General features: G+C 51.3%; 19 protein-coding genes. 10 read left to right on the forward strand and 9 right to left on the reverse strand.

The window, feature by feature from the left end; all coding sequences use genetic code 11:
- Positions 1-138 precede the first annotated feature (138 nt).
- On the forward strand, positions 139-441 hold the full coding sequence (locus M0L20_RS20605; RefSeq protein ID WP_232558481.1) for a hypothetical protein: 303 nt from the start codon (positions 139-141) through the stop codon (positions 439-441).
- 195 nt (positions 442-636) lie between these two features.
- Here M0L20_RS20605 and M0L20_RS20610 read toward each other — a convergent pair whose 3' ends face one another.
- The 3 genes from M0L20_RS20610 to M0L20_RS20620 form a co-directional block, all read right to left on the reverse strand.
- Positions 637-1,071 carry a VOC family protein gene (locus M0L20_RS20610; RefSeq protein WP_248478833.1) on the reverse strand — a complete coding sequence of 145 codons (435 nt, stop codon included), beginning with the start codon at positions 1,069-1,071 and terminating at the stop codon, positions 637-639.
- 139 nt (positions 1,072-1,210) lie between these two features.
- Entirely contained in the window at positions 1,211-2,377 is a 1,167-nt protein-coding gene (locus M0L20_RS20615; RefSeq protein ID WP_248478834.1) for a glycosyltransferase family 4 protein, read from the reverse strand.
- 334 nt (positions 2,378-2,711) lie between these two features.
- Positions 2,712-3,368 (reverse strand): FISUMP domain-containing protein, encoded by a 657-nt coding sequence (locus M0L20_RS20620; RefSeq protein WP_248478835.1) that lies wholly within the window; start codon positions 3,366-3,368, stop codon positions 2,712-2,714.
- Between the two features lie 266 nt (positions 3,369-3,634).
- Between M0L20_RS20620 and M0L20_RS20625 the strand changes: the two genes are divergently transcribed.
- Entirely contained in the window at positions 3,635-4,759 is a 1,125-nt protein-coding gene (locus M0L20_RS20625) for a glycoside hydrolase family 18 protein (RefSeq protein WP_248478836.1), read from the forward strand.
- Positions 4,760-4,819: 60 nt separating this feature from the next.
- Here the strand turns inward: M0L20_RS20625 and M0L20_RS20630 are convergent, their stop codons facing one another.
- A complete protein-coding gene (locus M0L20_RS20630; RefSeq protein ID WP_232558486.1) occupies positions 4,820-6,034 on the reverse strand; it encodes a PQQ-dependent sugar dehydrogenase in 1,215 nt (404 codons plus the stop codon).
- Between the two features lie 276 nt (positions 6,035-6,310).
- Between M0L20_RS20630 and M0L20_RS20635 the strand changes: the two genes are divergently transcribed.
- Positions 6,311-8,875 (forward strand): bifunctional glycoside hydrolase family 9 protein/polysaccharide deacetylase, encoded by a 2,565-nt coding sequence (locus M0L20_RS20635; RefSeq protein WP_248478837.1) that lies wholly within the window; start codon positions 6,311-6,313, stop codon positions 8,873-8,875.
- Between the two features lie 67 nt (positions 8,876-8,942).
- On the opposite strand, the gene M0L20_RS20640 is transcribed toward M0L20_RS20635, so the two are convergent.
- From M0L20_RS20640 to M0L20_RS20655, 4 genes are all read right to left on the reverse strand, one after another.
- Positions 8,943-10,013 carry a peptidoglycan DD-metalloendopeptidase family protein gene (locus M0L20_RS20640; RefSeq protein WP_232558488.1) on the reverse strand — a complete coding sequence of 357 codons (1,071 nt, stop codon included), beginning with the start codon at positions 10,011-10,013 and terminating at the stop codon, positions 8,943-8,945.
- 86 nt (positions 10,014-10,099) lie between these two features.
- Complete coding sequence (trxB, locus tag M0L20_RS20645; RefSeq protein WP_232558489.1) at positions 10,100-11,056, reverse strand: thioredoxin-disulfide reductase; 957 nt, start codon at positions 11,054-11,056, stop codon at positions 10,100-10,102.
- 181 nt (positions 11,057-11,237) lie between these two features.
- A complete protein-coding gene (locus tag M0L20_RS20650; RefSeq protein ID WP_248478838.1) occupies positions 11,238-13,319 on the reverse strand; it encodes an OmpA family protein in 2,082 nt (693 codons plus the stop codon).
- The gene (locus M0L20_RS20655) at positions 13,274-13,924 is read right to left on the reverse strand and encodes a 7-carboxy-7-deazaguanine synthase QueE (RefSeq protein WP_248478839.1); all 651 of its coding nucleotides are present in this window, start codon (positions 13,922-13,924) and stop codon (positions 13,274-13,276) included. The genes M0L20_RS20650 and M0L20_RS20655 overlap by 46 nt, the downstream gene beginning before the upstream one ends.
- A gap of 74 nt (positions 13,925-13,998) precedes the next feature.
- Here M0L20_RS20655 and M0L20_RS20660 point away from each other — a divergent pair, with 74 nt between their 5' ends.
- The 3 genes from M0L20_RS20660 to M0L20_RS20670 all read left to right on the forward strand — a co-directional run bounded on the left by M0L20_RS20660 (position 13,999) and on the right by M0L20_RS20670 (position 17,339).
- Positions 13,999-14,931, forward strand: a complete 933-nt coding sequence (locus tag M0L20_RS20660) for a LytR/AlgR family response regulator transcription factor (protein WP_232558492.1) — start codon at positions 13,999-14,001, stop codon at positions 14,929-14,931.
- Between the two features lie 164 nt (positions 14,932-15,095).
- On the forward strand, positions 15,096-16,391 hold the full coding sequence (locus M0L20_RS20665) for a TraB/GumN family protein (RefSeq protein WP_248478840.1): 1,296 nt from the start codon (positions 15,096-15,098) through the stop codon (positions 16,389-16,391).
- A 234-nt stretch (positions 16,392-16,625) separates the two neighbouring features.
- Complete coding sequence (locus M0L20_RS20670) at positions 16,626-17,339, forward strand: CPBP family intramembrane glutamic endopeptidase (protein ID WP_248478841.1); 714 nt, start codon at positions 16,626-16,628, stop codon at positions 17,337-17,339.
- Positions 17,340-17,491: 152 nt separating this feature from the next.
- Here M0L20_RS20670 and M0L20_RS20675 read toward each other — a convergent pair whose 3' ends face one another.
- Positions 17,492-18,526: an SMP-30/gluconolactonase/LRE family protein gene (locus M0L20_RS20675; protein ID WP_248478842.1), complete on the reverse strand. Its 1,035-nt coding sequence runs from the start codon at positions 18,524-18,526 to the stop codon at positions 17,492-17,494.
- A gap of 170 nt (positions 18,527-18,696) precedes the next feature.
- On the opposite strand from M0L20_RS20675, the gene M0L20_RS20680 reads away from it, so the two are divergent.
- The 4 genes from M0L20_RS20680 (at position 18,697) to M0L20_RS20695 (ending at position 25,079) form a co-directional block, all read left to right on the forward strand.
- Positions 18,697-19,779, forward strand: coding sequence for an L-dopachrome tautomerase-related protein (locus M0L20_RS20680; RefSeq protein WP_248478843.1), 1,083 nt, complete (start codon positions 18,697-18,699; stop codon positions 19,777-19,779).
- A gap of 133 nt (positions 19,780-19,912) precedes the next feature.
- Positions 19,913-21,799, forward strand: coding sequence for a heparinase II/III domain-containing protein (locus M0L20_RS20685; RefSeq protein WP_248478845.1), 1,887 nt, complete (start codon positions 19,913-19,915; stop codon positions 21,797-21,799).
- A gap of 133 nt (positions 21,800-21,932) precedes the next feature.
- Complete coding sequence (locus M0L20_RS20690; RefSeq protein ID WP_232558498.1) at positions 21,933-22,820, forward strand: cation diffusion facilitator family transporter; 888 nt, start codon at positions 21,933-21,935, stop codon at positions 22,818-22,820.
- 150 nt (positions 22,821-22,970) lie between these two features.
- On the forward strand, positions 22,971-25,079 hold the full coding sequence (locus M0L20_RS20695; protein ID WP_248478847.1) for a TonB-dependent receptor: 2,109 nt from the start codon (positions 22,971-22,973) through the stop codon (positions 25,077-25,079).
- Positions 25,080-25,087: the final 8 nt, after the last annotated feature.

Below are 25,087 nucleotides of genomic sequence, written 5' to 3' on the forward strand. Positions count from 1 at the left end.
AACGGACCATTCACTGCAATTTCAGCCGAATTAGCATGAATCTATTTTTTAATAGAATTTTTTATAAAAAATTTGCAAACTTAATGTTACCAATTTAGTTATAAGTTATATATTAGCAGAACAAAACCGATAGTTATTATGCCTACCGTAACTTGTGAAATTTCTGCTGTTGCCAAACTGGCTTTTGTAGCCGACGCTTATCTGTACAAGGACAATCAGTCGATTATTGTTGTCCTCAAGCCGACTCTTCGGGAAGGCTTGCCGTTGAATCGATCCATGCTGACGTTTCAGGTCAGTGGCTTCACGGTTGATGCCGTAGTAGAAGCCTATGAGCGAGAAGTGGTGTACACGCTGGCTCAGACGCTTCGCACCGCCGAACTATTGCTGGCCAAATCGACACCCCACCGCACAAACCGGTTTTCTTCGCTGGCTTTAAACTAGAGCGCCTACCTGATAGCTATTGCACACCAACAGCCGTTCGGGCTTTGCTTCCGACGCTGTAAGATGTCTGTCGTCTATATAGCTTATTAATCCGTGAATTGATTGGGAAAGAGTACTTGCGGTGTCGGTTTCTTAAAACCGACACCGCAATGTCAAACACATAACTCTTAAATAAGACTTTTATCGCCAATAACGCTACGCAGCATTGGTTTCTGCTGTAGGCTGCTCCTGGTTGATCGCACTGGGGTCCATGTAGAAGAGCGACCACAGATGCCCATCCAGATCCTGAAATCCACTCTCGTACATGAAGCCGTGATCCACGGGATCGTTTGGTGTCGTTGCCCCGGCGGCTACAGCTTTATTTACTAGATTATCGACGGCCTCCCGGCTTTCGACAGAAAGGCTAATGATTGACTCCGTAACGCTGGTGGCATCAGCAATGTCCAGGTGCGTAAACGTTTTAAAGAATGATTTGACAACCAGCATCACGTAGATGTTTTCGCTGATAATCATGCAGGTTGCTTTCTCGTCGGTGAATTGCGGATTGAATGTGTAACCGAGCTCGGTGAAGAACGCGATTGACTTATCCAGATCGTTAACGGGCAGGTTTACAAAGATTTGCGTTGCCATGAGTATTTGTTTGTTAAGGTTTACTGGACAAAAATACATACTGGCGACGGCTTCAAAGAGGGGTATATCCGGCAATGTAAAGGGGTGATTGCGGCAACTTTTTCACCGCAATCACCCCTGTTTTACAAGCAGCCGCTGCTTAGGCTGGCAACGCGGGTTCGCCCTGTTCCTCACCAACGATATACACGAGTTTGTTAATAAATACGTCGTAATTAAGTCGTTCGTCAAACTCACGGCGCGCGCTTTCGGCCAAACGGGAATACACTTTTTTATTGTACCAGATCCGTGCCCAGCGCTGTGCAAATGCTTCGGGCGCTTCGTCGGTTTTCATCAACAGCCCGTTTACCCCTTCTTTGATGGCTTCGGATACGCCACCGGTATCACGGCCCAGTGCAGGCAATCCATAAGCATTGGCTTCACAGTAAACACAACCAAAGCACTCGGCCAATGAGGGAAGCAGCAGAGCCGTAGCGCTTACAAACAACGCTTCCAGCTTTTGCGCTTCGTCGTCAACGTTTTTCCGCAAGAATCCAAGCAGTTTCACGTATTGCCGACTCGTTTCCGGAATATCGGGCTGACATCCTACGATAACAAGGCAACTCCTGATTCCCAACCGATTCAATTCGATTACAAACCGCAGTGCATCAGGTCCTCCTTTTCGCTCCCAGTCAATACCCAGGAACAAAAAGTTGCAGGTGTTTGCGTCGAGCCGATTATTGATCCATTGCTCAACGTGATCGGTATGCGGGATTTGGGACAAGTTGGCCCCAAACGGAATGGTATGAATTTTCGACGGGTCCACCCTGTAATGGGAAAGCGCACTCTGCGAAGCCCAGTCCGACGAAAAAACGGCAGCGGTAGCCCGATCGAGTCCCCGCTGATAAACCGCATTGCCATTCTTGATACTGCGGGGAGTGAGTACCGTGAAATCAGCGTAATAGTCAATGATTTGGGCAAAGGTGGTATCATGGACGACCACTGTGTTCTGCTTAAAAGTCGTGTAGGCCAGAAAGTGCCCGTGAATCAGGATGACCAGGTCAGGATTAATTGCGTTTACTTCCCGGTCAAACTGCTCAGCGATCTTTTTTAGGTAATAAGGCTCCATCTCCACCCAGAGCCATTTTTTATAAAGCTTGTAATAGATTCGTTTGTAGAGCGTATAGTACCAGGGCTCCGAGGGAGCGAGTAAATTTACGCCATAGACTCGGTGACCTTTCTTTTCAAGTGCTTTGTAAATGTAGTACGGTATTCCAGACCAAGTTTTTATATCGTTGGGATCGCCTTTGCTTGCAACAACAATTTTCATGTTTGCCCGAGAGACTATGAAAAATTCAGTTCTTGTATTCAGTAACTAATTGTATCTAGACGAATGTAGCTTACGGCGCTTAGCATCAAATCCGTAAGCTATGCTAAGTACTTTTTTTTCGTAGGCTACTATAAAGTAACGTATGTAAACGTTTGATTGCCTAAAGTACGGTAAGGCAATGCCTATACTTTCCACTAAGTTAGTAACCTTAATTACTGATGACATTAAAGAAATCAAATTCTTGATCTACCGGCGACTTAAGCGACAAAACGCCAGACAAAACGTTTGGTGCCGTTCTACAAGTGGTAAAATTGACCAGGACAACCAGGCACGATTAATTGTCTTTCACAAACCGCAAGTTAAAACGATAAGCAGGGCTATCACTTGCATAAAATAAGATTGTATACGCGTCGCCTGTGGCCCTCTCCTGAATGCTAAACGTACTGCCATCGGCAGTCCAGAATTCACTGATATCGCCGTCCATAGGTTCGCCGTTCCGGAAGCTATAACCAGCAGGATGTGCATCAAAACCCGATGTGTTTGTCCCGCGAACCGTTCGCCAATTGGCCGTAGATGTCATCTTTTTGATAGCCTCCTGACCAGTTGCCCGGTTTTTCGTAAAGACCACGCCCTGACTTTCGGCGAGTGCGGTGTAGTCCTGTCTCGTAGGCAATCGCCATCCGGCAGGCAGTGCAATAGCGCTGGCTTCTTCTAGCGTATAGTATCTGCCGTATTCCGGTTTTTCGTTTCCTGGGCGGTATGGTACCCCACCGGGACCGTCATAATTGATTGTTGTCCAGGTGTGCTTGCCGATTGTACGCGTTGTATAGTCTCTACCGCCAACGTGCACCACACTCACTGACGGTACCTGGGGGGCGGGTTGACTCTCCTGCTCTTTCTTGCAAGCAGTAAAACTACTAAGAAGTAAAAGAGTAAAAAGCGCTTGTAACGTGTCTGTACGGCGCTGTTTCAGTAAGTACTTTATGATCATAACCTATCAAGAATAGACGTTCACCTATGTACCGATCCGGTTTGACCCGACGCCAAATCGGAAAATGCGCTGCAAAGCAAACGTATTGATAGGGAGATTGACAGGCAATTATCCCCCAAGCTCAGAAAACGGTACATGAACTGACCGAAAATAAGGATGATCAGTACTGCTTACTGGCGGTTAAGTAAGGCTAGCTACCGAATAATGCCGATAAACCATGAGATTTCACCAACCAGTTACCTTTATAGTCAAACGCATTATAGCTCATGGTTCGATTACTTTTCTTTCTCCCTGCCCTGTTCAGCCTGGCCTTTTTGGCTATTGGCTTCAGGCCCGCGCCCAAAACCAAACCGATTGTACTTGCTTACGTCGGCGGTTTTCGTGGTTTGGTCGATACCGACCGGATTGCTGCCGAAAAGCTGACCCACATCAATTATGCCTTCGTGGACATCAAAAACAACCGGGCGTGGCTGCACAACCTCGCTACCGACTCCACTAATTTCCGGAAGTTGAACGCGCTCAAACGTCGTAATCCCGACCTGAAAATTCTTATTTCAATTGGCGGTTGGGCCTGGAGCGAAAACTTTTCCGATGCGGTTTTAAGCGATACCTCCCGGACGGCCTTTGCGGCTTCGGCGGCTGATATTGTCCGGCAATACCAACTGGATGGCATCGACATCGACTGGGAATATCCCGGTATGAAAGGAGAAGACAACGTATTTCGGCCCGAGGACAAGGAAAATTTTACGTTGCTGTTCAAAGCCTTGCGCGAGCAGCTAAACGGTCTCAAGCAGCAGACGGGCAAAAATTACCTCGTCACGACAGCCATGCCGGGCTTCAACGAGATTTTCACCCATACGGATATGGCGCAGGCGCATCAGTACCTGGATTACATCAATGTCATGTCGTACGACCATTTTACGGGCGGACCACTGGCGGGACACCACACCAACCTGTATCCATCGCGCAAAGCAGACAACGAGCAGTCGGGTGACCGAGCGGTGATGCTTTACAAGCAGGCCGGGGTTCCCGCCCAAAAACTGGTGCTGGGCATTGCCTTTTACGGTCGGGCGTGGCAGTTACAGAACGCCGATCCTGATGTGCATCCACGCTCCATCGCCAAAGTTGAACGGGGTGGTGGCTATACGTTTATCAAAGACAGCCTGTTGACTAATCCGGCTTACAAACGCCACTGGGACCGACGCGCTAAAGCGCCCTATCTTTACAATAGCGACTTAAAACGATTTGTCTCCTACGACGACGAGCAATCCGTGAAAGAAAAGTGCCGCTACGTGAAAAAGAACGGCTTGGCGGGTGTCATGTTCTGGGAGTATTTCAGCGATCCCAAAAGCTATTTACTTACCGAGATTGACAAACAGCTGGCAGAATAACGAAAAAGCGTAGCCAGATTCCTGGCTACGCTTTTTCTGTGTGCGGTTGTCGCGGTGCGCTTATCGACGGTAGCTTACGCGATAGATAACACCGTTGTTGTCTTCCGAGAAAAGAAGCGAGCCATCCGTTTGTACGGCAATACCAACCGGACGACCAAACTGGGCTTGGTTACCGTCAACGAGGAATCCCGTAACAAAATCCTGCGTGCTGACGGGTTTACCGTTCTCAAAGTGAACCCGCACAACTTTATAACCTGATGGCTTTGTGCGATTCCACGAGCCGCGCATGGTTACAAACGCGTCGTTCTGGTATTCCGTTGGAAACTGGTTGGCCGTATAAAAGACCATACCGAGTGGGGCAGCGTGCGCTTCGTATTGTAGCACAGGCAACGTGGTTTTAGCCAGGATCTGGGCGTAGGTCGTGTCGCCCATGGGCCGTGGGTGCGGGTTGTATCGACCATCACCATAAATGTACGGCCAGCCGTAGAAAGCCCCTTCTTTGATCAGGTTAATCTCCTCTTGCTGCTGTTCATCGCCTAGCCAATCGATGCCGTGGTCGAAACCATACATTTCTTTGGTTTGTGGGTGCCAGCCGAAGCCAATTGTGTTGCGCAGACCTTTGGCGTATACCTTACGGCCCGATCCATCGGCGTTTGCCTGTAATATAGTCGCGTGCTCTACGTTCGGCTCTGCACAGGCATTGCACGTGCTGCCTACGGTGATGTACATTTTGCCATCGGGGCCAAACGCAATCGTGCGGTTCGGGTGCTGACCGGCATCGGGCAAATCATTGATGATACGCTGCGGCTCCGACAAGGTACCGTCGCCGTTGATGTTGGCTACGTACACATCGTTGATGGACACCAGATACATGCGATTTCCGTTGATGGTCAGGCCATGCACGCTCTTGATGTTGGCAACAACCTGCTTCTGTTCAGCCACACCATCGTTGTTGGTATCGCGGAGTAACGTTACCGTTCCGGCATCCCGGCTGGTCACGTAAACGGCTCCCGACGCACCAACGGTCAGCATTCGGGGTTTACCCAAACCATCCGCAAATTTGGTTACCGTGAAGTTAGCGGGAGCGGTCAATTGGGCAATGCGCGCATCCGTTGCAGGAACCAATGCTGGCTCAAACACACTACCCGTTACCTGGGCCGTCGTTGGCTGTTGGTTTGTTTCTGGAATCTGGGTGTTGTACGCTTCATCTTTGCTACAGGCAACAATAAGGCTTGCCAGTACAACACCCGCTACAGGCGTAAGTAAATTTTTCATTCGTTTTTCAACTGTTTAACATTGAGTAAGAATTAATTGCAATCTATAAATCACACTCGACGTGATCTATAGATTGATGTTACAACACGTAACACTTCTTTAACAGGCGTCTAACAAGCAAGTTTAGGCGAAAAAATATATCCTATCGAATGGGATAAAGCCGGGCAGCAAGTGTCAGACATTCGCGCGGCTTGCGTCGTTCTTTCTTCTTTCTCTGTTAAAATCACGTATCTTGCCTGAGCAGATCAGACGCTCTCTGATTCGTGGCTTCCTCTTATGATCAATCGTTTATTGCTTCTGCTGGCTGTGGTCATCACGCTGGCGGCATTTGCCTTTCGTTCCGACGAAACGGCTGTTATTCGGATAAATCTGTTAGGCTACCGTCCGTCTAGTTCCAAAAACGCCGTGTGGGCCAGCCTTACCGACAAAACAACGGCTCGCTTTCAAATCGTCAATGCGGAAACGAATCAGGTGGTCTGGCAGCGGGAAGTTAGCCCGGCCTTTGGTGCTTACGGGCCTTTTCGCCAAACCTGCCGACTCAATTTCTCGGCCTTCCGGCAACCGGGCCGCTATTACCTTCGTACCGATGAAGGCACTCGTTCGCCCGCGTTTCGCATCGGCGAGGACGTGTATGATGGAGCTGCCGATTTTTGTCTGCGTTACATGCGGCAACAGCGCAGCGGCTTCAATCCGTTTTTAAAGGATTCCTGTCACACCCACGATGGCTACACGATGTACGGTCCCATGCCCGATAGCACGCACATTGACGCGTCGGGGGGCTGGCACGATGCGTCGGACTATTTGCAGTATGTCACAACATCGGCCAACGCGACCTATCACCTGCTGGCCGCCCTGCGCGACTTTCCAACGGCTTTTGCGGATCAGCACCAAACCAACGGACTTGCGGGCGCAAACGGTCAGCCCGATGTCCTTGACGAAGCACGCTGGGGCCTCGACTGGCTCCTGAAAATGCACCCGACCGACGAGTGGCTGTTCAACCAACTCGGCGATGACCGCGATCACGCTGGCCTGCGGATTCCTCAGGAAGATAAGCTATACGGTAAAGGGTTCGAGCGTCCCGTTTATTTTGCAACCGGCGAACCGCAGGGTCTTTTCAAGTACAAAAATCGGGCGACGGGCGTAGCCTCTACCGCTGGCAAAGTCAGCAGTGCGCTGGCCCTCGGTTATCAGCTCATGCGCAATCGTCCCTCGGACTACGTAGATCGTGACTGCGTAAACCGGCTTCGCCAACGGTCTCAATCAGCCTATCAGCTTGGCATTCAAAAGCCCGGCAATAGCCAGACTGCACCGGGTCGCGCACCTTATTTCTACGAAGAGGATAATTATACGGATGATATGGAATTGGCCGCCGTAGAACAATTGAATGTAGCAGGTTCGGCTAGCAAACAGGCCGTTCAGTGGCGGAGCACAGCCCTTAAACTTGCGCGTCAGGAACCGGTCACACCCTGGATCGACAACGATACGGCCCGCCATTATCAGTGGTATCCTTTCGTCAATATCGGTCACGCCGAACTCGCTAAACGACTTCCGATCAGCCAGCGCAAACCGGTCACCGATTTTTACAAACGCGGCATTGAAACCGTCTGGCAACGAGCCAGGCAAAACGCTTTTTACCGGGGTGTGCCGTTTATCTGGTGCAGTAACAACCTGACTACTTCGTTCGCCACCCAATGTTACTGGTATCGTCAGTTAACGAATGATCAGCAGTATGCCGCGCTCGAACAGGCGAATTTCGACTGGCTATTTGGCTGCAATCCCTGGGGAACGAGCTTTGTATACGGCTTACCGGCTATGGCTGACACGCCCGCCGACCCGCATTCTGCCTTTACGCACCTAAAAAACTATCCGATCGATGGCGGTTTGGTGGATGGCCCCGTACGTGGCAGTATTTACAAGAATCTGATCGGTATCACGCTCAAAGAGCCCGATGAGTACGCCCTTTTTCAGAGTGATCTGGCGGTCTACCACGACGATTTCGGCGACTACAGCACCAACGAACCCACGATGGACGGAACCGCTTCGCTTATTTACCTGCTGGCAGCCAAACAGTCCGAAAAGCGACCCAAAACCGTAGAATTAACCCGGTTGACGCAAAAAGCAGGTCAACCGTCGACTACCGATTCAAAAGCCACCTTCGATAAAGGAGCTAAAATTCAGGGTGATACCAGCAGCCGACAACTTTCCCTGGTGTTTACGGGCGACGAATTTGCCGATGGTGGCATGACCATTGCGAAGGTGCTTCGTAACCATAAGGTGAAGGCGTCTTTTTTTCTGACCGGACGTTTCCTGCGCAACCGGGCCAACGCTTCGCTCGTGCAGCAGCTTCGTCGCGATGGGCATTATATCGGCCCTCACTCCGATCAGCATTTACTGTACTGCGACTGGACCAAGCGCGATAGTCTGCTGGTCACGCGCGAGCAATTTTTGCGGGATTTAAAGGCGAATTATACCGCTTTAGGCCGATTCGGTATTCAGCGCAGCAAAGCAACCTGGTTTCTTCCGCCTTACGAATGGTACAATGACAGCATTTCAACCTGGACTCGGCAAGCGGGTTTACAACTAGTCAATTACACACCCGGAACGCTAAGCCACGCAGACTATACCACACCAGAAGCAGGTAATTACCGGGACAGCGAGACTATTCTGCAATCGATTCGTACGTACGAACAACGGAATAGTAGTGGCCTGAACGGGTTTATTCTACTGATGCACTTGGGTACAGCGCCAAGTCGTACCGATAAGTTATACGATCACCTGGACGAGCTGTTGACCGAACTTCGCCAGAAGCCATACCAACTGGTCAAGATCAACCAACTATAAATGAAAAATGCCTGCTTACTGTGTGTAAGCAGGCATTTTAAAATCTATTCGTCAATTTTCTACTCCGTTAATTGACCCGCAGTTTCTGACCGGGACGAATACGCGAGCGGGAAGAAAGGTGGTTTTTCCGACTCAACGCCGACACAGACATGCCATAACGACTGGCAATCGAGCTAAGCGTTTCTCCCGAACGGACCCGGTGTAACACCGTCCGTTTGATGTGCGGTCGGGAGCCAGATTCCGACGACGACGAGCGACCTCCCCGCAGGTAATCCCATACCGAGCCGGTCAGCAGGAAATGATCCGAGTTAATTGTATTCTCCGGAAATGAGTAAATGTTGAGCGGACTAAACGGGTTGCCTTCGTAACGTGTTTCGAAGTGCAAGTGCGCGCCAAAGCTCCGACCCGTATTTCCACCAAGCCCCACCTGATCACCTGCTTTGACAAGCTGCCCCGTTTCAACGGTTTGTTTGGACATGTGTCCGTAGAGCGTTTCCAGTCCGTTATAATGACGAACCAGTACGTAGCGGCCATACCCGTTGCCATCCCAGCCTACAACCCGGACGATCCCATCAAAAGCCGCGTAGACCGGGTCACCCGTTTCCAGATCGAGGTCGGTACCCGTATGCCAGCGGCCCCACCGATACCCAAACGTAGAGGTCATTTTTCCCTCGTTCAAGGGCGCTGACCAGTAGTGGTTGGCTGGTGGGTCATAGAGCTTAAGATCGATAGCTTCGTTAAACTCCAGTGGATTGATGTTGTAGGGGTCAATGGTGCGGGAGTCCCAAACGGCGTAGTAGTCCGCTATTTTAACCCATTCGTTGCCGACCAGGACCGAGTCAATTATTTCAACCACGCTGGATTCGCCCTGGTCGATGGTGCTGGTGTCTTCGCTGACGACCTTATTCAGTTCTTTTTTGGGTTCGAATTGGTTATTAAATCGCAGTTGGGTAGTTTCTTGTTCGAATGCTTCGTCCGCTTTCTGAGGCTGATCAACGATGGGTGCATTCGGGTTAGCCTGATTTTTGGGTGTAATCGTAAGGTTCTTTTTAAACCGCCCCCGTTCCTGTGCCTGTGTTGTTAGGGTAACACACAGACAGCCAACGGCTAGGAGCCATCGAACAGCCGTTTTTCTCATCAGTATCAAAGATGAGTTTGCAGCTACCCGTTATCGGTACGCTTATGGATCAGCCTACTGACAACGGGTAGCTGCAAACTAGTAAGTTAATGAACAAGTTGTTGCTCCTGCATTTCTACAGTGACAAGATAACGTTCAGCATCAAGGGCAGCCATACAACCGGTTCCGGCGGCTGTAATAGCCTGACGATAAATGTTATCCTGGGCGTCTCCGCAGGCAAAGACACCAGGAATATTGGTGCGGGTACTTCCTTTGTCGGTCAGAATGTAACCGTTTTCGTCTAGATGAAGGTACCCTTTAAAAATATCTGTATTTGGTTTGTGACCAATGGCAACAAAGAAGCCGGTCACGTCTAGAACGTTTTCTTCGCCCGTTACCGTATCTTTTACCCGGATACCTGACACTTCATCGTCGCCCAGCACTTCTACCGTTTCGGTATTATACAGGATCTCAATGTTTGGAGCGGTTTTAACGCGCTGCTGCATGAATTTCGACGCCCGCATTTCGTCCCGGCGAACAAGCATGTATACTTTGCGGCACAAGTTAGCCAGATAGCTGGCTTCCTCGGCTGCGGTATCCCCCGCCCCGACAATCGCGACATCCTGCCCCCGGAAGAAAAAGCCGTCGCAAACAGCACAGGCCGAAACGCCCTTACCGTTTAGCCGCATCTCAGATGGCAGACCTAGCCATTTGGCCGAAGCCCCGGTTGAAATAATAACCGAATCGGCGGTTATCTCGTGTTTGTCATCAACAATGGCCCGGTGTACAGGACCCGAGAAATCAACGTTGGTGACCATGCCATAGCGAATATCCGTACCAAACCGACGGGCCTGATTCTCTAAATCCAGCATCATCTGCGGTCCCTGAACACCGTCCGGATAACCAGGGAAATTGTCTACCTCATTGGTAATGGTCAATTGACCACCAGGCTGTGGTCCCTGGTACATAACAGGGTGCATATTAGCCCGCGATGCGTATATAGCCGCTGTATAGCCAGCTGGGCCGGAGCCGATGATCAGGCACTTAACGTGTTCGGAAGTCATGTGATTGGTACTACGTTGTCTTCTTTTTAACAAAATACCGTTCCCTAAAAAAGGAGAGCATTAGGCCAACATATACAAAATTGAAAAAAATCCCGCAGTAAAGCAAAAGAGCGTAACCGTGTAAGCAACAACCGATCTATTTTGGTTGATCCCGATACAAAAGCCATACGCCAAAGCTTTCTCAAAGCACGCGCCACTCGATCCGGCGATTCAACCGGCGGTTTTCGTCGCTCGTATTTGGCACAAGTGGGCGGGTTTTCCCGAATCCAGCGGCCCGTATTCGACCCGGATCAACACCCGTTTTCGTTAGATACGCGACAACAGCCTGGGCTCGCTTCTGCGAAAGAGTCAGGTTCGCGGCCGCATCTCCCCGGTCGTCGGTGTGGCCCGCAATTTCGATTTTGACGGCGGGGCTAGCTTTCAGAAAGGCCGATAAGCGATTCAGTTCCGTACGTGATTTGTTGGCAAGGTCGTAGCGACCCGTTTCGAAAAACAGGTTGTTCAGCGTTTCTTTAGCCGTTTCGCCCGCAATGGCAGGTTCAAGCGGTACGTTCATAGACATTCCCGCGCCCGCGTCCCGCTTCTGGGTGAAGTCGAACGAAAGACTTTTGAACAGATACCCCGGCACACTGACGTACAACGCGTACTCACCACCACTGGGCAGCACAGCGGTGTACTGACCCGTCTGCTGATCGGCCTGTACGCGTGAAACGACTTGGTTCGTGGCTAAGTCAATCAATTCGACCGTAGCGGCCAACGGCTTTTTCGTTTTCGCATCGGCGACAATTCCTTTGAGGTAACTTACGGGCTTCACCCGCTCCCGCAGCGATTCGGGCAAGTCAAACGCGTACAGTCTCGACTTTTGCGAAACACCGTCTTTCTGCTCCTCAAATGAGTAATAAGCCCGCTTGCCATTGGCCGCCACAAATAACGAAGCCTGGTCTTCGGAGGTGTTGATTGGGTAACCCAGATTAGCAGGTGACGACCAGCCCGTTGCGGAGCTGTCCGATACGAATAAATCGTACCCGCCCATCCCGACATGCCCTTCCGACGCAAAGAACAGACTCTGCCCATTGGCGTGAATAAACGGCGACGCTTCGTTGAAAGCCGTGTTGACCGGCTCGCCAATGTTGACCGGCTCCCGCCAGTTTCCTTCGCCGTCCAGATCGCTGCGCCAGATGTCACGTCGCCCTTTTCCGCCCGGCCTGTCCGACACGAAATAAAGCCGTCTGCCATCCGCTGATAAGGACGGCTGCGACTCGTAAAAGCGCGTGTTTACTGACGAACCAAGATTTTCGGGAGCTGACCAGTCGTTGCCGGTTTTGCGACTCAGATACAGATCACAACTGCCGAACCCTTTCCGCCCCTGACAAGCCGTAAATACCAGCATCCGTCCATCCGCTGACAAGCTAGCGGTACCTTCGTTGTCGGGCGTGTTGATGCTGGCGTCAAGCGAAACCGGCGGTGACCAGGTTTCGCCGTTGAAGGTTGAGGTCAACAGGTCCTCGTCCCCTTCGGGCTTGAGGGCCGTAAAAACAAGCGTCTGCTCATCGGCGGTCAGTACGGGAAAATACTGCGAAGGTGTGGTTTGCAAGACAGGCGACAGCGGCTTGGGATCAACCGGTTGCGGATGCTGAACAGCCTCCTGCGCAAACCGCGCGGACTCAATCTGACGACCAATGCGTTTTCCCTGCACCGACTGGGGCGGAAACAGTGTCTGAAACTTTTCCAGATAAGGCAACGCTTCCGCGTAACGCCCCAACCGAAGGAGTGTGTTACTCAACGACTGGTAGGCCGCTCCTGACGCCGGACTGTCGGGCTGAATTTTTATTGCGTTCCGGTAAGCGGCAACGGCGGGTTCGTACCGGCGGGTAAACTCATAAAGTTGCCCAAGTTTCAGGTACGCATCCACAAAGTCAGGGTCCTGCTTGACAGCCTGCTCCATGAACGGAATCGCTTCGTTCGCCTTGCGCTCGCCGAATAGTTTGATTGCCTGATTATAAAGCTCCTTTGCTTTAGCGTTCTGCGCGAGCAGCGATGTGCAGGGAAAGAGCAACAGGCTAATCAGCAGCGAATAAAGTAAAGCGCGGGAAACGTAGCGTTCGGGGTTACTCGTCTGTAGTGCGGTGGTGCGGCATATCAACACCGTGTCCGCACAAACACGTTCATTATCTATACTACGAAACGTACCCATCCAGAAGCGCCAAACTTTTTCCTTTACGGAATGTCCATGTATTTGTGTGTCTGCAACGAAATTTGCCATTGCGGGTGATCTTTAACGTAATCAACGATGCGGGACAGCATTTCATTGGAACGACTCCACTCTGTTTGCAAAAAGAGTTTGCAATCAGGTCGCAGATGCGGTATAAACGATTCGGCAAACGCAAAATCAGACGAATTGTAAATGATTACTTTCAGTTCGTCGGCTTTCTGAAAAATAGCCGGGTTGGGCTTTTTGAATTTCTTGGGTGAAAAGCAGATCCAGTCCCACGAGCCGGTAACGGCCTGACACACGCCCGACGTTTCGATGTTGGTCTGGAAACCGGCGCGATGCAGCGCGGCTGTAAGGTCGGTAAGATCGTGCATGAGCGGCTCTCCACCCGTTATGACCGCCATGCGGCCAGGGTACTGCAAGGCCCCTTCCACAATAGCCTTAATGGATTGTTTCGGATGCGCGTCGGCATCCCACGATTCTTTAACGTCGCACCAGTGGCATCCTACGTCGCAGCCGCCGAGCCGGATGAAGTAAGCCGCCCGTCCGGTGTGAGCGCCTTCCCCCTGAAGCGTATAAAAAGCTTCCATAACCGGCAGCGTAGCCGGTGTGGATTCGAGGGTATCTAGTTCCTGTTGTTTCTGTTCCAAAAGCATAGCACAAAGATACGTACTTATAACCCAGGCGTAAAGATTTTTGAAACCGTACTCGTCTTGTTATTTTTGTCGGTATGCTTCAATCTGTACGCTCGTTCCTGAACCGTCCCATTGCCGAAGAATTTAGCTTCCGTAACCACGTCAAACTGGCTTGGCAGGGTGGCCTTTACGTTTTCGTATTTACCAGTCTACTGAGCGGTAGTTTCAGCCACCTCGACCGACTGATGATGACGGCGCTGGTTTCGGTCGGCGTTGTTGGGGTTGTACTCTTAGCCAACGTGCTTATACCAAAGCTGGTTCCTGCCTTTTACAACGAAGATCGGTGGACCGTGGGTCGGCACATTCCGCACGTCCTACTGGTTCTGTTCCTGATCAGTTGCAGTAATCAGCTTATTCTAAGTTTGTTGAATGTGTCCCGGCCAAGTTTTGGGCAAATGTATTTTTCCGTTACCGTCATTGGATTCTTCCCGATCATGCTGGGGGTATTTGTCGCAGAACAACGACGCCTTAAACGAAATCTGGCCCACGCGCAGACCTTGAACGAGTTTGTGAGTCAACGCGCGGAGACGGCAGTAACCGTTGCGGCCACCCCTACCGTCAGCGTGATACAGGGTCAGGAGTTTGTCCAATCCAGCCCGATTGTGCTTACCTCTGAAAACGGGAAGGAGCGCTTGAGTCTGCAACCCGACCAGTTGCTTTATATTGAATCGGTCGGGAATTATGTCGATGTGCATTGGCTAAATCTGGCTCAGCCGCAGAAAACCGTTCTGAGAAGCACCCTCAAAGAAATCGCCGACACGCTCAGCAATTATCCGCAGTTTTTTCGTTCCCACCGCGCTTTTCTGGTCAATCTGAAAGCCGTTAGCCAGACGGAAGGCAACGCACGGGGCTACCAGTTAACGATCACCGGCGCTGAGGTTAAGATCCCCGTTTCCCGGAGTTATCTGGAAGCCTTCGATCAACGTATGACATTGCCGCCATTGATAGGCGGTCCGGCTCTTTCCTAGCTAAAGACAACCATTTTTCGGCTTCCCATTCATCCCTTTCCGTCCCAAACGGCCCGGAAACGTCATTTTATCCCTGTACCGTACTGCGTGTCCCACCCCCTTGCAGCGCCGTTTCCGCTGACTGAGTTTTGTATCATTCAACCGATTCAAAACCTAGTTCAGCTATGCAGTTTTTCGCCTTTCCAATCCGCCTTTCGCCCATTTTTTTCTGCTTATTCCTAACCCTTTTAACCAGGTCTTTCGTCCAGGCGCAGTCCGACAGCCTTTCGTACGGCACTATCCCACAGGAAGAAATCGCAACGGGTAACGATCCAAAATTTACGCTGTTCGATGACGCTTTTTACCAGAACCAACTTTTTTTACTGGGCGAATCGCACGGCGTCCAGAAGCCACAGGAAGTTGATTTTGACCTGCTCAAACACCTGAATCAAAAGCTGGGCATCCGCTATTACATTGCCGAGGTAGACGCGACCAAAGCGCATTATATGAACGACTACCTCAAAACCGGCGACGACGCGACACTGAAGAAGGTGTTCCGGAGCTGGGTGCAACAGACAGCTCAGTGGGCGAATAAAGATTTCTTCCGGAAGATTCAGAAAATCCGGGCGTTGAACCAAACGCTTCCCGCTCAGCGCCAGATTCAGTTTGTCGGTATCGACCGCATCCACGACAACGCGCTGGTAGCCGAACACCTGACCGAACTGATGCGCGGTAAAAAATTAACCAAAGCCGCCCAGTCACTGGCCGACTCGCTTGTTCAAAAGCTGACGAAAAAAGACGCCGACAGTTTGGCCGCCAACCTGGCGTTGACCTGGCTTGACGATTGGAAACAGAACGAAAAAGCCTACCAGAAAACGTTTGGTCCCCAAGCGCCTACCCTTCACCATCTGCTGACGAACGTTGGTTATCTGCAAACCATCAAAAGCCGCGAAGTAACGATTTTCACGAATTTCAAAACGCTGTTACCAACGCTGAACAACGAAAAGCTATACGGATTCTGGGGCTTTTTTCACGTGTTGCAAAGTCCGCTGACGAACCGGGCAAAATCGTTTGCCTGTATGCTGAAAGAATCCGACCTGTATCTGCACGACAAGATTGTATCAATCACCTTTAGCTACCTGGACTCCTACTCGATGGTACCAACGGCTTTTCTGCCTCCTTTCTGGCAGGATAAAGGCAAGCCCTACACACGCCTTGATAAGTTCAACAACGACAGTGAGTTAATGCAATCCGAAGGAACCGGTGCCATGCGAGCCGCTACCCGTCCAAACACCCTGACGCTCTTTGCCATCGACCGCCCCGGTTCATTCGCCCGGACGACGCCTATCCGTGTAAAGTACGCTCCCTACATGCCGAAGTCGCAGCAGATCCAGTTCGATCCCAAGCTACCGACAACGGCTTATTTTCAGTATGTCATTCTGGTCCGCAACTCGGATATGACAGAGCCGTTGGTTTTTTGATCAACCAGACGAGTTACGCCAAACACCCTGTTTCGATCCGGGCAGAATGCCTTTCGCGGGTTCTTGATTCGGTATAAAACATGCTGGAAGCCAGGCACAGTTCAGTACTACACAATGCGAACCGGGACACTGGTGCGGTGTACCTTTCGCAGTAGACATTCGACAGACGGCAAGTGGGGGCAGTAGTATCACCAGACAACAAAAATAACGTAGGCAGGCCAAAAACAATCCACTATGAAAACAGGCAAATTAAACTTCGACAAGGCAGTCGCCCTAAAAATCACCTTATACTTTGTTTTAGCCTTCGGCATTTCCTATTGCTTACATCTACTTCAAACTATTTTGCCTTTACACGGAATCAAGTGGATTTTGAATGTCGGATTCGGACCATTCTTATCAGCAATAGTGGTAAGTTTCCTGTATAAAACCCCTCTAAAAGTAGATTTTTTCAGTAAAACCAAATGGGTTAGAAAAATTGAATTTGTTGGACTTGGCCTATTTTTCATCGGCACAATCATCAACAATATCGTACTAGGTAAGACCGATTATTCGCTGATTATTTTGTGGTCGGTATATGCCCTCTACTACACACTGTTAGAGGAATTGGGATGGCGAGTTTTCTTAGGAAATGAACTCAGTAAATATTCATTTTTAACTGTAGTTTTAATAAGTACGGTACTTTGGTTTACTTGGCATTACTCATTTCCTAATCGGCTTATAACGGCAAACCCATTCCAATTCTTAGTACTGATTGCGGCAGGAAGTGCAGGGATGGCCGAGTTTTACAGAAAAACAAAATCCTGGATGCTTGTGGCCCTTACGCACGCTCTCGTTAATGTGAACCCGCCAAGCCTGCCAACATTGATTATTTTTTTAGCTGTAATAATTGGGCTGTTGACGTTTCATGAAAGTAAAAACAAGAAAGCGAATGTAACTTGTCTACGGTGAAAGCATGGACCCAGCCCAAATCGCGGCAGATCCAGTTCGATTCCAAGCTATCAACAACGGCTTGTTTCCAGTACGTTATTTTGGTTCAAAACTCGGCCATAAGGAGCCGTTAGTTCCCGAATTAACCCGAAGAAAAGAACACGACGAACGCCTTACTTCGATCCGGGCAGGATCCCTTTCGCGTTGGTTTTAATTCGGCACAAAAACATGCTGGAAGCCAGATACAGCGTCGAACCGTCGTCACCCCAGGCGCAGTTGGAAATAACCTCACCCGTGTCGATGCGGCCAATTAGTTTACCGGCTGGCGATATAATCAATAAGCCGCCGGGCCCCGATGTCCAGAGGTTACCGTCCCGGTCTGTTTTAAGGCCGTCGAACACTTCTTTGGGGCGAAATTTTGGCAGTGACGACCCATCGTAGAAAACCCGGCCTTTGCCAACGGAACCATCAGCGACTACGGGATAAGCCATGATCAGCGGCTTTGTCGAATCGGACTGCGACACGAACAGCGTCTTGCCATCGGCTGAAAAAGCCAGTCCGTTCGGTAAAGCCAGGTCTTTGATCAAGAGCGTTACCGTCCCGTTCGGCGCATAGCGGTAAACGCCATTGACGGTTGTTTCCTTGCGGGGATCTTTGTCCTGCTGCGGCAACCCATACGGCGGATCGCTAAAATACAGGCTGCCGTTGGTATGAGCCACCACGTCGTTGGGACTACTGTACCGTTTACCCTGCGCATTGTCAGTGAGCGTTCGTTTACCACCCTTACCCCGTAGCGGCATAGCCGCAATTCGCCGGTCGCCATGATCGCAGACGATTAGTTGTCCTTTTGAGTCGACGGTCATACCGTTGCTGCCGGGTTCTTCGCTGTATGGCAGTCGGCCCGTGTAGCCGTTATGCTCGACAAACTTCGACAAGCCCGTTTTGGGCGACCACTTATAGGTGGTTTGCGCTTTGGTTTCATTCACAAGCAGGTAGCTGCTGTCGCGTACCCATACGGGACCTTCCAGATGCCCGAACCCAGACGCGATGATTTCTATTTTGGCATCGGACGGAATAAGTTGGTTTACTTGAGGATCGATCCGAACAACCTGACCAATGGTTGCGTATGGCTGGTTTTGTGCCACGGCCAGCCCACCAATAAAGAGCTGACTGACTACTATGATTGTAGTGTATTTCGAATAGTTCATAACGTTGATTAGGCTCACGCACGTCGGTCTTCAACTGTCTGCTGAACGGCGAAGTTTAGGCGATATGACCGAACCTTAGCGAATGGAACGGACGACCAGGATGGCGTAAATTCCATAAACCTTCTCTTCTGTCCGGCGTTACATCCGTATTCTTTACGTCTGAGGTTTATATGAAAACTCCGCTCCTTACTGCGTTGCTTCTATCAAGTAGTTACAGCTTGTTCGCGCAACCGGCTCTATCGCCAAAACTCGAAACCGTTGCCGAATTCGGAAAACATCAGCCTATTGGCGTAGGTGTGTCGAAGGAAAACCGCATTTTTGTTACGTTTCCTAAGACCCCTACCGATTACGATTACGGCCTGGCGGAAATCGTGAACGGACAGCGTCGTCCTTACCCGAATGAGGAGTGGAACAAGTGGGATTCGCTCAATCCACAGAATCGGTTCATCAACGTGCAGGCGCTGTTCGTTGATCAGAATAACGCACTTTGGGTACTCGACCCAGCGAATCCCGCCGAACAGCCACCGCTTATTCAGGGCATCAAACTGATGAAAATCAACCTGGCGACAAACCAGGTAGAAAAGATTTATCGCTTCGAAGACATTCCCCGCGAGAAAAGCGCGCTCAACGACGTTCGCGTCGATACACGTCGGCAAGTGGCGTATCTGTCAGACCCTGGTCGAGCGGCTATTGTCGTACTTGATCTAAACTCGGGGAAAAGCCGCTCATTGCTGGAAGGTGACAAATCGACCAAAGCCGACCCTGATTTTCACCTTAAAATCGACGGCAAAGAAGTCCGCGACACTAAAGGAAAATACTTCAGTAGCAACGTCAACGGCATCGCCCTGACCGACGATTTCAAATACCTGTATTACCGACCCATCACGCAGACAAAATTATTTCGCATTGAAACGCAGTACCTTAACGATCCAAAGTTGAGTCCATCGGAGGTTTCTTCGCACGTTGAAACGATGGCCGAAACGGGCGTTTCGCACGGGATGTATTCCGACAAAGCGGGAAACGTGTATCTGACCGATTCGCCCACCAAAGCGGTGCGCTACCTCACCCCCGATCGCAAGCTCGAAACGCTCGTCCGCGATAGCCGTCTGCTCTGGCCTGATAGCTTTGGAATCGGCTCGGACGGCTATCTGTACCTGACAGCCGCGCAAATTCACCGCACCAAACGCTACAATGAGGGCGAAGACAAAGTCGATTACCCGTTCCGTTTATACCGCATGAAGCTACCTAAATAGCCGAAGTCCGGGCTGCTTCCGGCATACAGTGCTAAACCGACGAGTGGCCATTGGGACGCACTGGTTGTGAGTAAAAAAAGGGATACAACCCGCTTATAACCCGTAAGCTACTTACTCTCAACTGCGCTCCTGCATGAAACCGCTATCGCTGCTTCTCGTATTCGTCGCCCTTATACCGCTAACAAAAAATTCCGCTTCCGCGCAGGTCGATCATCTGGCAACAACGCCCAAACTGGCCGATCACCCACGCATTTTGTTGGGCAAGGGCGAAGAAGACGCGCTCAAACGAACGGTCGGTGCCGACAAAACGTGGGGCAAGCTTCATCAGGCGATCCTGACCGAGTCGGATGGATTGGTAGCAGCCGCTCCGCTAGAACGCATTCAGGTTGGTCGCCGGTTGCTGTCTACATCTAGGGAAGCCCTGCGCCGGTTGTTTTTCCTTGCCTACGCCTGGCGAATGACCCATCAGGACAAATACCTGAAACGCGCCGATCAGGAATTGCAAGCGGTGTCGGCTTTCAGCGATTGGAATCCGTCGCACTTTCTGGACGTGGCCGAAATGACGATGGCCGTTTCGCTTGGCTACGACTGGCTACACAATGACTTATCGGACCAGTCACGCTCGGTTATCAAAGAAGCGATTCTCAAAAAAGGGTTGGAGCCATCACTGAATAACCAATACAACAGCTGGCTCAAGGCAAGTCACAACTGGAACCAGGTTTGCAATGCGGGCATGGCTTACGGAGCACTAGCGATCTACGAAGATCAGCCTGATCTGGCGAAGCGGATTATCAACCGCGCCATTGACTCCATCGTTTTGCCAATGGGCGATTACAGCCCAAGCGGTGCTTACCCCGAAGGATACGGCTACTGGGGCTACGGAACCAGCTTCAACGTCATGTTTCTGAGCGCAATGGAAAAAGCGTTCGGCACTGACTTCGGCTTGTCCGCTAAACCGGGCTTTCTGGAAACCGCTGGTTTTATGGAAAACATGACCGGGCCATCGGACAATGCCTTTAACTTCTCGGATTCCGGTTTGAGTGGTGAGTTGCAACCCGCCATGTTCTGGTTTGCCCAAAAGTGCAACGATCCTTCCTTACTCTGGGTAGAACGCAGCCGTTTGATGAATGGCGACACCAAGCAACACCTGAAAAACCGACTTCTGCCAGCGGCTATTCTGTGGAGCAACGGTGTTGGCGTATCGACCGTCGCAGAACCCAAATCGACGATGTGGGTAGGCATGGGTAAAACACCGGTTGCCCTGATGCGAACATCGTGGTCTGACCCCAACGCGATCTACGTGGCGATGAAAGGGGGTAGTGCGTCAACGAATCACGCCCACATGGATATTGGCTCCTTCGTTATGGAGGCAGACGGGGTTCGCTGGGCGATGGATTTCGGTATGCAGAACTACGAATCGCTGGAGTCGAAAGGCGTTGATCTGTGGAATGGCAAGCAGGATTCGCAACGCTGGCAAGTGTTTCGGTACAACAATTTTGCGCACAACACCTTAACGATTAACGATCAGCTACAACGTGTCGAGGGAAAAGCCCCCCTAACCAGTTCCTCAAAAACGCCTTCGTTTATGAACGTGACAACTGATCTTACCGATATCTACAAAGGGGCGCTGGCAAAAGCAAATCGCGGCATTGCGATTGTCGACAAAGCCTACGCCGTTGTTCGGGATGAATTGGAAACGCTGCCCAATGAAACAACGGCTCGCTGGACCTTGCTTACACCGGCCACCGTTACGATCATAGACGACAAGACCGTTGAGCTAACGAAAGATGGTAAAGTGCTCAGGCTGCTGGTACAGGAACCCGCCCGCGTAACGCTGAAGACCTGGCCCACCGATCCGCCACATGACTACGACGCGCCAAACCCCGGTACAACACGGGTTGGCTTTGAAACCAAGCTACCGGCAAACGCAAAAACAGCGCTGACCGTCCTGCTCGTACCCCAGCGGTCAGCTTCCAAAGTCAACAAAGGCGTAAAACCATTACAGCAATGGCCGAAGTAGCCCCTGCATTCATGCCCGGTTAACGAACAAAACCAGGCTGAACACGAATATCCGGGTTACTTTCTTAATTTTTTGCAATTCTCCCGTGATCTTTGTTGGCTTCTGCTGTTTATCGTTTTATACAAAGTGCCTCATGGACGCATCAACGCTAGAACCTCATAAAGCCAAACGGGGGGAGAAAACAACACTCGTCGGTATTTTTGTCAACATTGGCCTCGTCCTGGTGAAAGGGCTTGCGGGTTGGTTAGGTCATTCGTACGCGCTCATCGCCGACGCGATGGAATCGGCCACGGATATTGTCACCTCGCTTTTTGTGTGGGTAGGTTTGCGTACGGCGTCCAAAGCGCCCGATCAGAACCATCCCTTCGGCCACGGAAAAGCCGAACCGCTGGCCGCTATTGTCGTCTCCATGGCGCTGGTGGGAGCGGCTATTCTGATTGCGGTCCAAAGTATTCAGAACATTCAGGTGCCACACGCCATTCCCGCTCCATTTACGTTGTTTGTGCTGGCGGGGGTTGTGGTGGTCAAAGAGGTGTTGTTTCGGCGCATTGCCAAAGTGGGAGCCGAGGTTGATAGCAGCGCCGTGAAAGCAGACGCCTGGCACCATCGCAGCGACGCCATTACGTCCTTAACGGCATTTGTGGGAATCAGCATCGCCCTGATTGGTGGACCGGGTTACGAAAGTGCGGACGACTGGGCAGCTTTGCTGGCATCGGGCTTTATTTTTTTCAACGCCTACCAGATTTTCCGGCCTTCGTTTGGCGAGATTATGGACGAAGCACCCGCTGGCGACTGGGAACAGGAACTGACAACCATCGCCATGACCGTGCCTCAGGTAAAAGGCATTGAAAAATTCAGGGTTCGCAAAACAGGATTTGAGTATTTCATCGACCTGCACCTCACCGTACCCGGTACGTTGACCGTTAGTCAGGGCCATGAAATTGCCCATGCCGTGAAAGCCGCCATCATGGAAGCCAAACCAGCCGTGTACGATGTGCTGGTTCATATCGAACCGGCCTGAAACCTTTCCGTTCTGCCCTCGTGTTGGAAAAGCAGAACATTCGTGCATGGAATCATTCACAAAAATGTAGCAAACAAGCACGTTTGTCCGATTACGTGCTGACCTTTGCAGCTTAGTGCCAGTACCTTCCTTTTTTTATTGCTCAACTCTATGTTAAACCGCTACCTGTCCGCTGTTATTTTAAGCGGCCTGATCACTTCTCCTGCGTTACTTTTCGCGCAAACCCCTACGCCCAGTTCCTTAGATGACACGCTTCAGCTGAACGAAGTGGTAGTGCGTGGGTACGCGACAAACCGACGTTTGCTGGAAACACCCGCTTCCGTCGGCTTATTGACCCGACGTGACCTGAATCAACGCTTCGGAACGCCTACCATCGTCCCATCTCTGAACACCCTGCCGGGCGTACGGGCCGATGAGCGGTCACCGGGTAGTTACCGGCTGGCGATCCGGGGCAGTGCCATTCGGTCCCCCTTTGGTGTGCGAAACGTTAAAACCTACTGGAATGAACTTCCGCTCACGGATGCAGGGGGCAATACTCCCCTCAATGCGCTCGACGTTCGGGCGTTGGGACGGATCGAAGTCATTAAAGGGCCATCGGGAAGTTTGTACGGAGCGGGTACGGGCGGTACGGTTCTGTTCAGCGGATTAGGGGTTCCGGCGGGAAAGACGAACATCGAATTATCGGCTTTGGGTGGTAGTTATGGCTTATACGGCAACGGGGTCGCCGTCCAAACCGGCAAAAACAATTCGGCCATCAGCCTGAGCTACAACCATCTTCAATCGGATGGCTACCGGGAACAAAGCGCCGTAGTACGTGACAACATAAGCTTGATCGGCTCGTTCAGCGTCAGTCCGAAGCGAACGATATCAGTGCTCGGTCTTTATTCGGATCTGCACTACCAGACGCCGGGCGGACTAACAGAAGCGCAGTTTCGGGCTAACCCACGGGCATCGCGCCCGGCAACGGCGACGTTACCAAGCAGTGCGGCTCAGCAAGCAGGTATCTATCAAAAAGTCGGCTACCTGGGTTTTTCGCATGAATACCGCTGGAACGACCGGATTCAAAACACAACCGTTATTTACGGCTCGACAACGGACTTTGCCAACCCTTTCATCACGAACTACGAAAAACGGACGGATCAGGGAATCGGCGGACGGACCATCACCCAGATTCGATTCCCGAATGGTCCGCTCCCGACTACATTCACCGTCGGGGCGGAGTTGTTGCGTAACTTTACGGTAGACCGCAATTTTGGCAACCGGGGTGGCACACCCGATACCACTCAAACGGACGAAGAACTGACCGCCCGACAGAGCACCGTTTTTGCCCAGGCCGAAACGGTACTTCCTGCCCGTTTCCGATTAACAGCAGGATTAAGCCGAAACGATGTACGCTATGGCTTCACCCGCTTCCCGGTTCGGTCAGCAGGCGCTTTACCGGCCACAACCCTTACCCGCAATTTTTCGCCCGTCTGGCTACCTCGGGTAGCGTTACTGCGCACGTTTGGCAATAACTTATCCGCGTTTGCCAGTATCAGCACCGGCTATTCGGCTCCATCCAGCCAGGAAGTTCGGCCATCGGCGGGTGGCTTCAATACCACTCTTGACCCCGAACTGGGAACAAATTATGAGGTGGGACTACGTGGCTCGGCGTTCAACAGTCGGTTTCGGTTCGATGTAACGCTATACCAGTTTTACCTCCGCCAAACCATTGTTCGACGGTCCAATGCTGCCGGAGCTGAATTCTTTGTCAACGCGGGCCGTACCGACCAACGTGGCCTCGAAGCACAGCTTTCCTACGATTTTATCAGCCCTTATAAAGCCTCGTCGTTTTCGCTCCTGCGCATCTGGCACAGCATGACGCTGACCAACTATCGGTTCCGGGATTACCAGCAGGGCACTACGGATTTATCGAACAACCGGGTACCGGGTGTAGCGCCAACAACGCTCGTGACGGGTCTGGATGCCGAAACCCGACTGGGCGTTTATGCCCACGTGACTTTTCAGTTTCTGGATCCCTTCCCCCTTACGGACGCCAACACCGTCACCTCCGACCCAACCCGGTTGTTACAGGCTACCGTTGGGTTCCGCCGACCGCTGGGCCAACACTGGACGCTGGACATCTACGCTAGTGGCGATAACCTGCTGAATCAAACGTACTCGCTTGGCTACGATCTGAATGCAGTCGGCAATCGATTTTACAATGCCGCGCCAACCCGGAACGGTGTCGGGGGTGTGCGGTTGAGTGTGAAGTGGTAAAACGATTA

It is taken from the genome of Spirosoma liriopis, from assembly GCF_023196085.1.
GTDB lineage: Bacteria > Bacteroidota > Bacteroidia > Cytophagales > Spirosomataceae > Spirosoma > Spirosoma oryzicola.

Coding starts and splice junctions, on each gene's coding strand:
- M0L20_RS20650 (WP_248478838.1), bottom strand. CDS start 13,319: ATGGCAAATTTCGTTGCAGACACACAAATACATGGACATTCCGTAAAG.
- M0L20_RS20685 (WP_248478845.1), top strand. CDS start 19,913: ATGAAACCGCTATCGCTGCTTCTCGTATTCGTCGCCCTTATACCGCTA.
- M0L20_RS20635 (WP_248478837.1), top strand. CDS start 6,311: ATGATCAATCGTTTATTGCTTCTGCTGGCTGTGGTCATCACGCTGGCG.
- M0L20_RS20610 (WP_248478833.1), bottom strand. CDS start 1,071: ATGGCAACGCAAATCTTTGTAAACCTGCCCGTTAACGATCTGGATAAG.
- M0L20_RS20640 (WP_232558488.1), bottom strand. CDS start 10,013: ATGAGAAAAACGGCTGTTCGATGGCTCCTAGCCGTTGGCTGTCTGTGT.
- M0L20_RS20670 (WP_248478841.1), top strand. CDS start 16,626: ATGAAAACAGGCAAATTAAACTTCGACAAGGCAGTCGCCCTAAAAATC.
- M0L20_RS20665 (WP_248478840.1), top strand. CDS start 15,096: ATGCAGTTTTTCGCCTTTCCAATCCGCCTTTCGCCCATTTTTTTCTGC.
- M0L20_RS20615 (WP_248478834.1), bottom strand. CDS start 2,377: ATGAAAATTGTTGTTGCAAGCAAAGGCGATCCCAACGATATAAAAACT.
- M0L20_RS20625 (WP_248478836.1), top strand. CDS start 3,635: ATGGTTCGATTACTTTTCTTTCTCCCTGCCCTGTTCAGCCTGGCCTTT.
- M0L20_RS20680 (WP_248478843.1), top strand. CDS start 18,697: ATGAAAACTCCGCTCCTTACTGCGTTGCTTCTATCAAGTAGTTACAGC.
- M0L20_RS20695 (WP_248478847.1), top strand. CDS start 22,971: ATGTTAAACCGCTACCTGTCCGCTGTTATTTTAAGCGGCCTGATCACT.
- M0L20_RS20655 (WP_248478839.1), bottom strand. CDS start 13,924: ATGCTTTTGGAACAGAAACAACAGGAACTAGATACCCTCGAATCCACA.
- trxB (WP_232558489.1), bottom strand. CDS start 11,056: ATGACTTCCGAACACGTTAAGTGCCTGATCATCGGCTCCGGCCCAGCT.
- M0L20_RS20690 (WP_232558498.1), top strand. CDS start 21,933: ATGGACGCATCAACGCTAGAACCTCATAAAGCCAAACGGGGGGAGAAA.
- M0L20_RS20675 (WP_248478842.1), bottom strand. CDS start 18,526: ATGAACTATTCGAAATACACTACAATCATAGTAGTCAGTCAGCTCTTT.
- M0L20_RS20630 (WP_232558486.1), bottom strand. CDS start 6,034: ATGAAAAATTTACTTACGCCTGTAGCGGGTGTTGTACTGGCAAGCCTT.
- M0L20_RS20620 (WP_248478835.1), bottom strand. CDS start 3,368: ATGATCATAAAGTACTTACTGAAACAGCGCCGTACAGACACGTTACAA.
- M0L20_RS20605 (WP_232558481.1), top strand. CDS start 139: ATGCCTACCGTAACTTGTGAAATTTCTGCTGTTGCCAAACTGGCTTTT.
- M0L20_RS20660 (WP_232558492.1), top strand. CDS start 13,999: ATGCTTCAATCTGTACGCTCGTTCCTGAACCGTCCCATTGCCGAAGAA.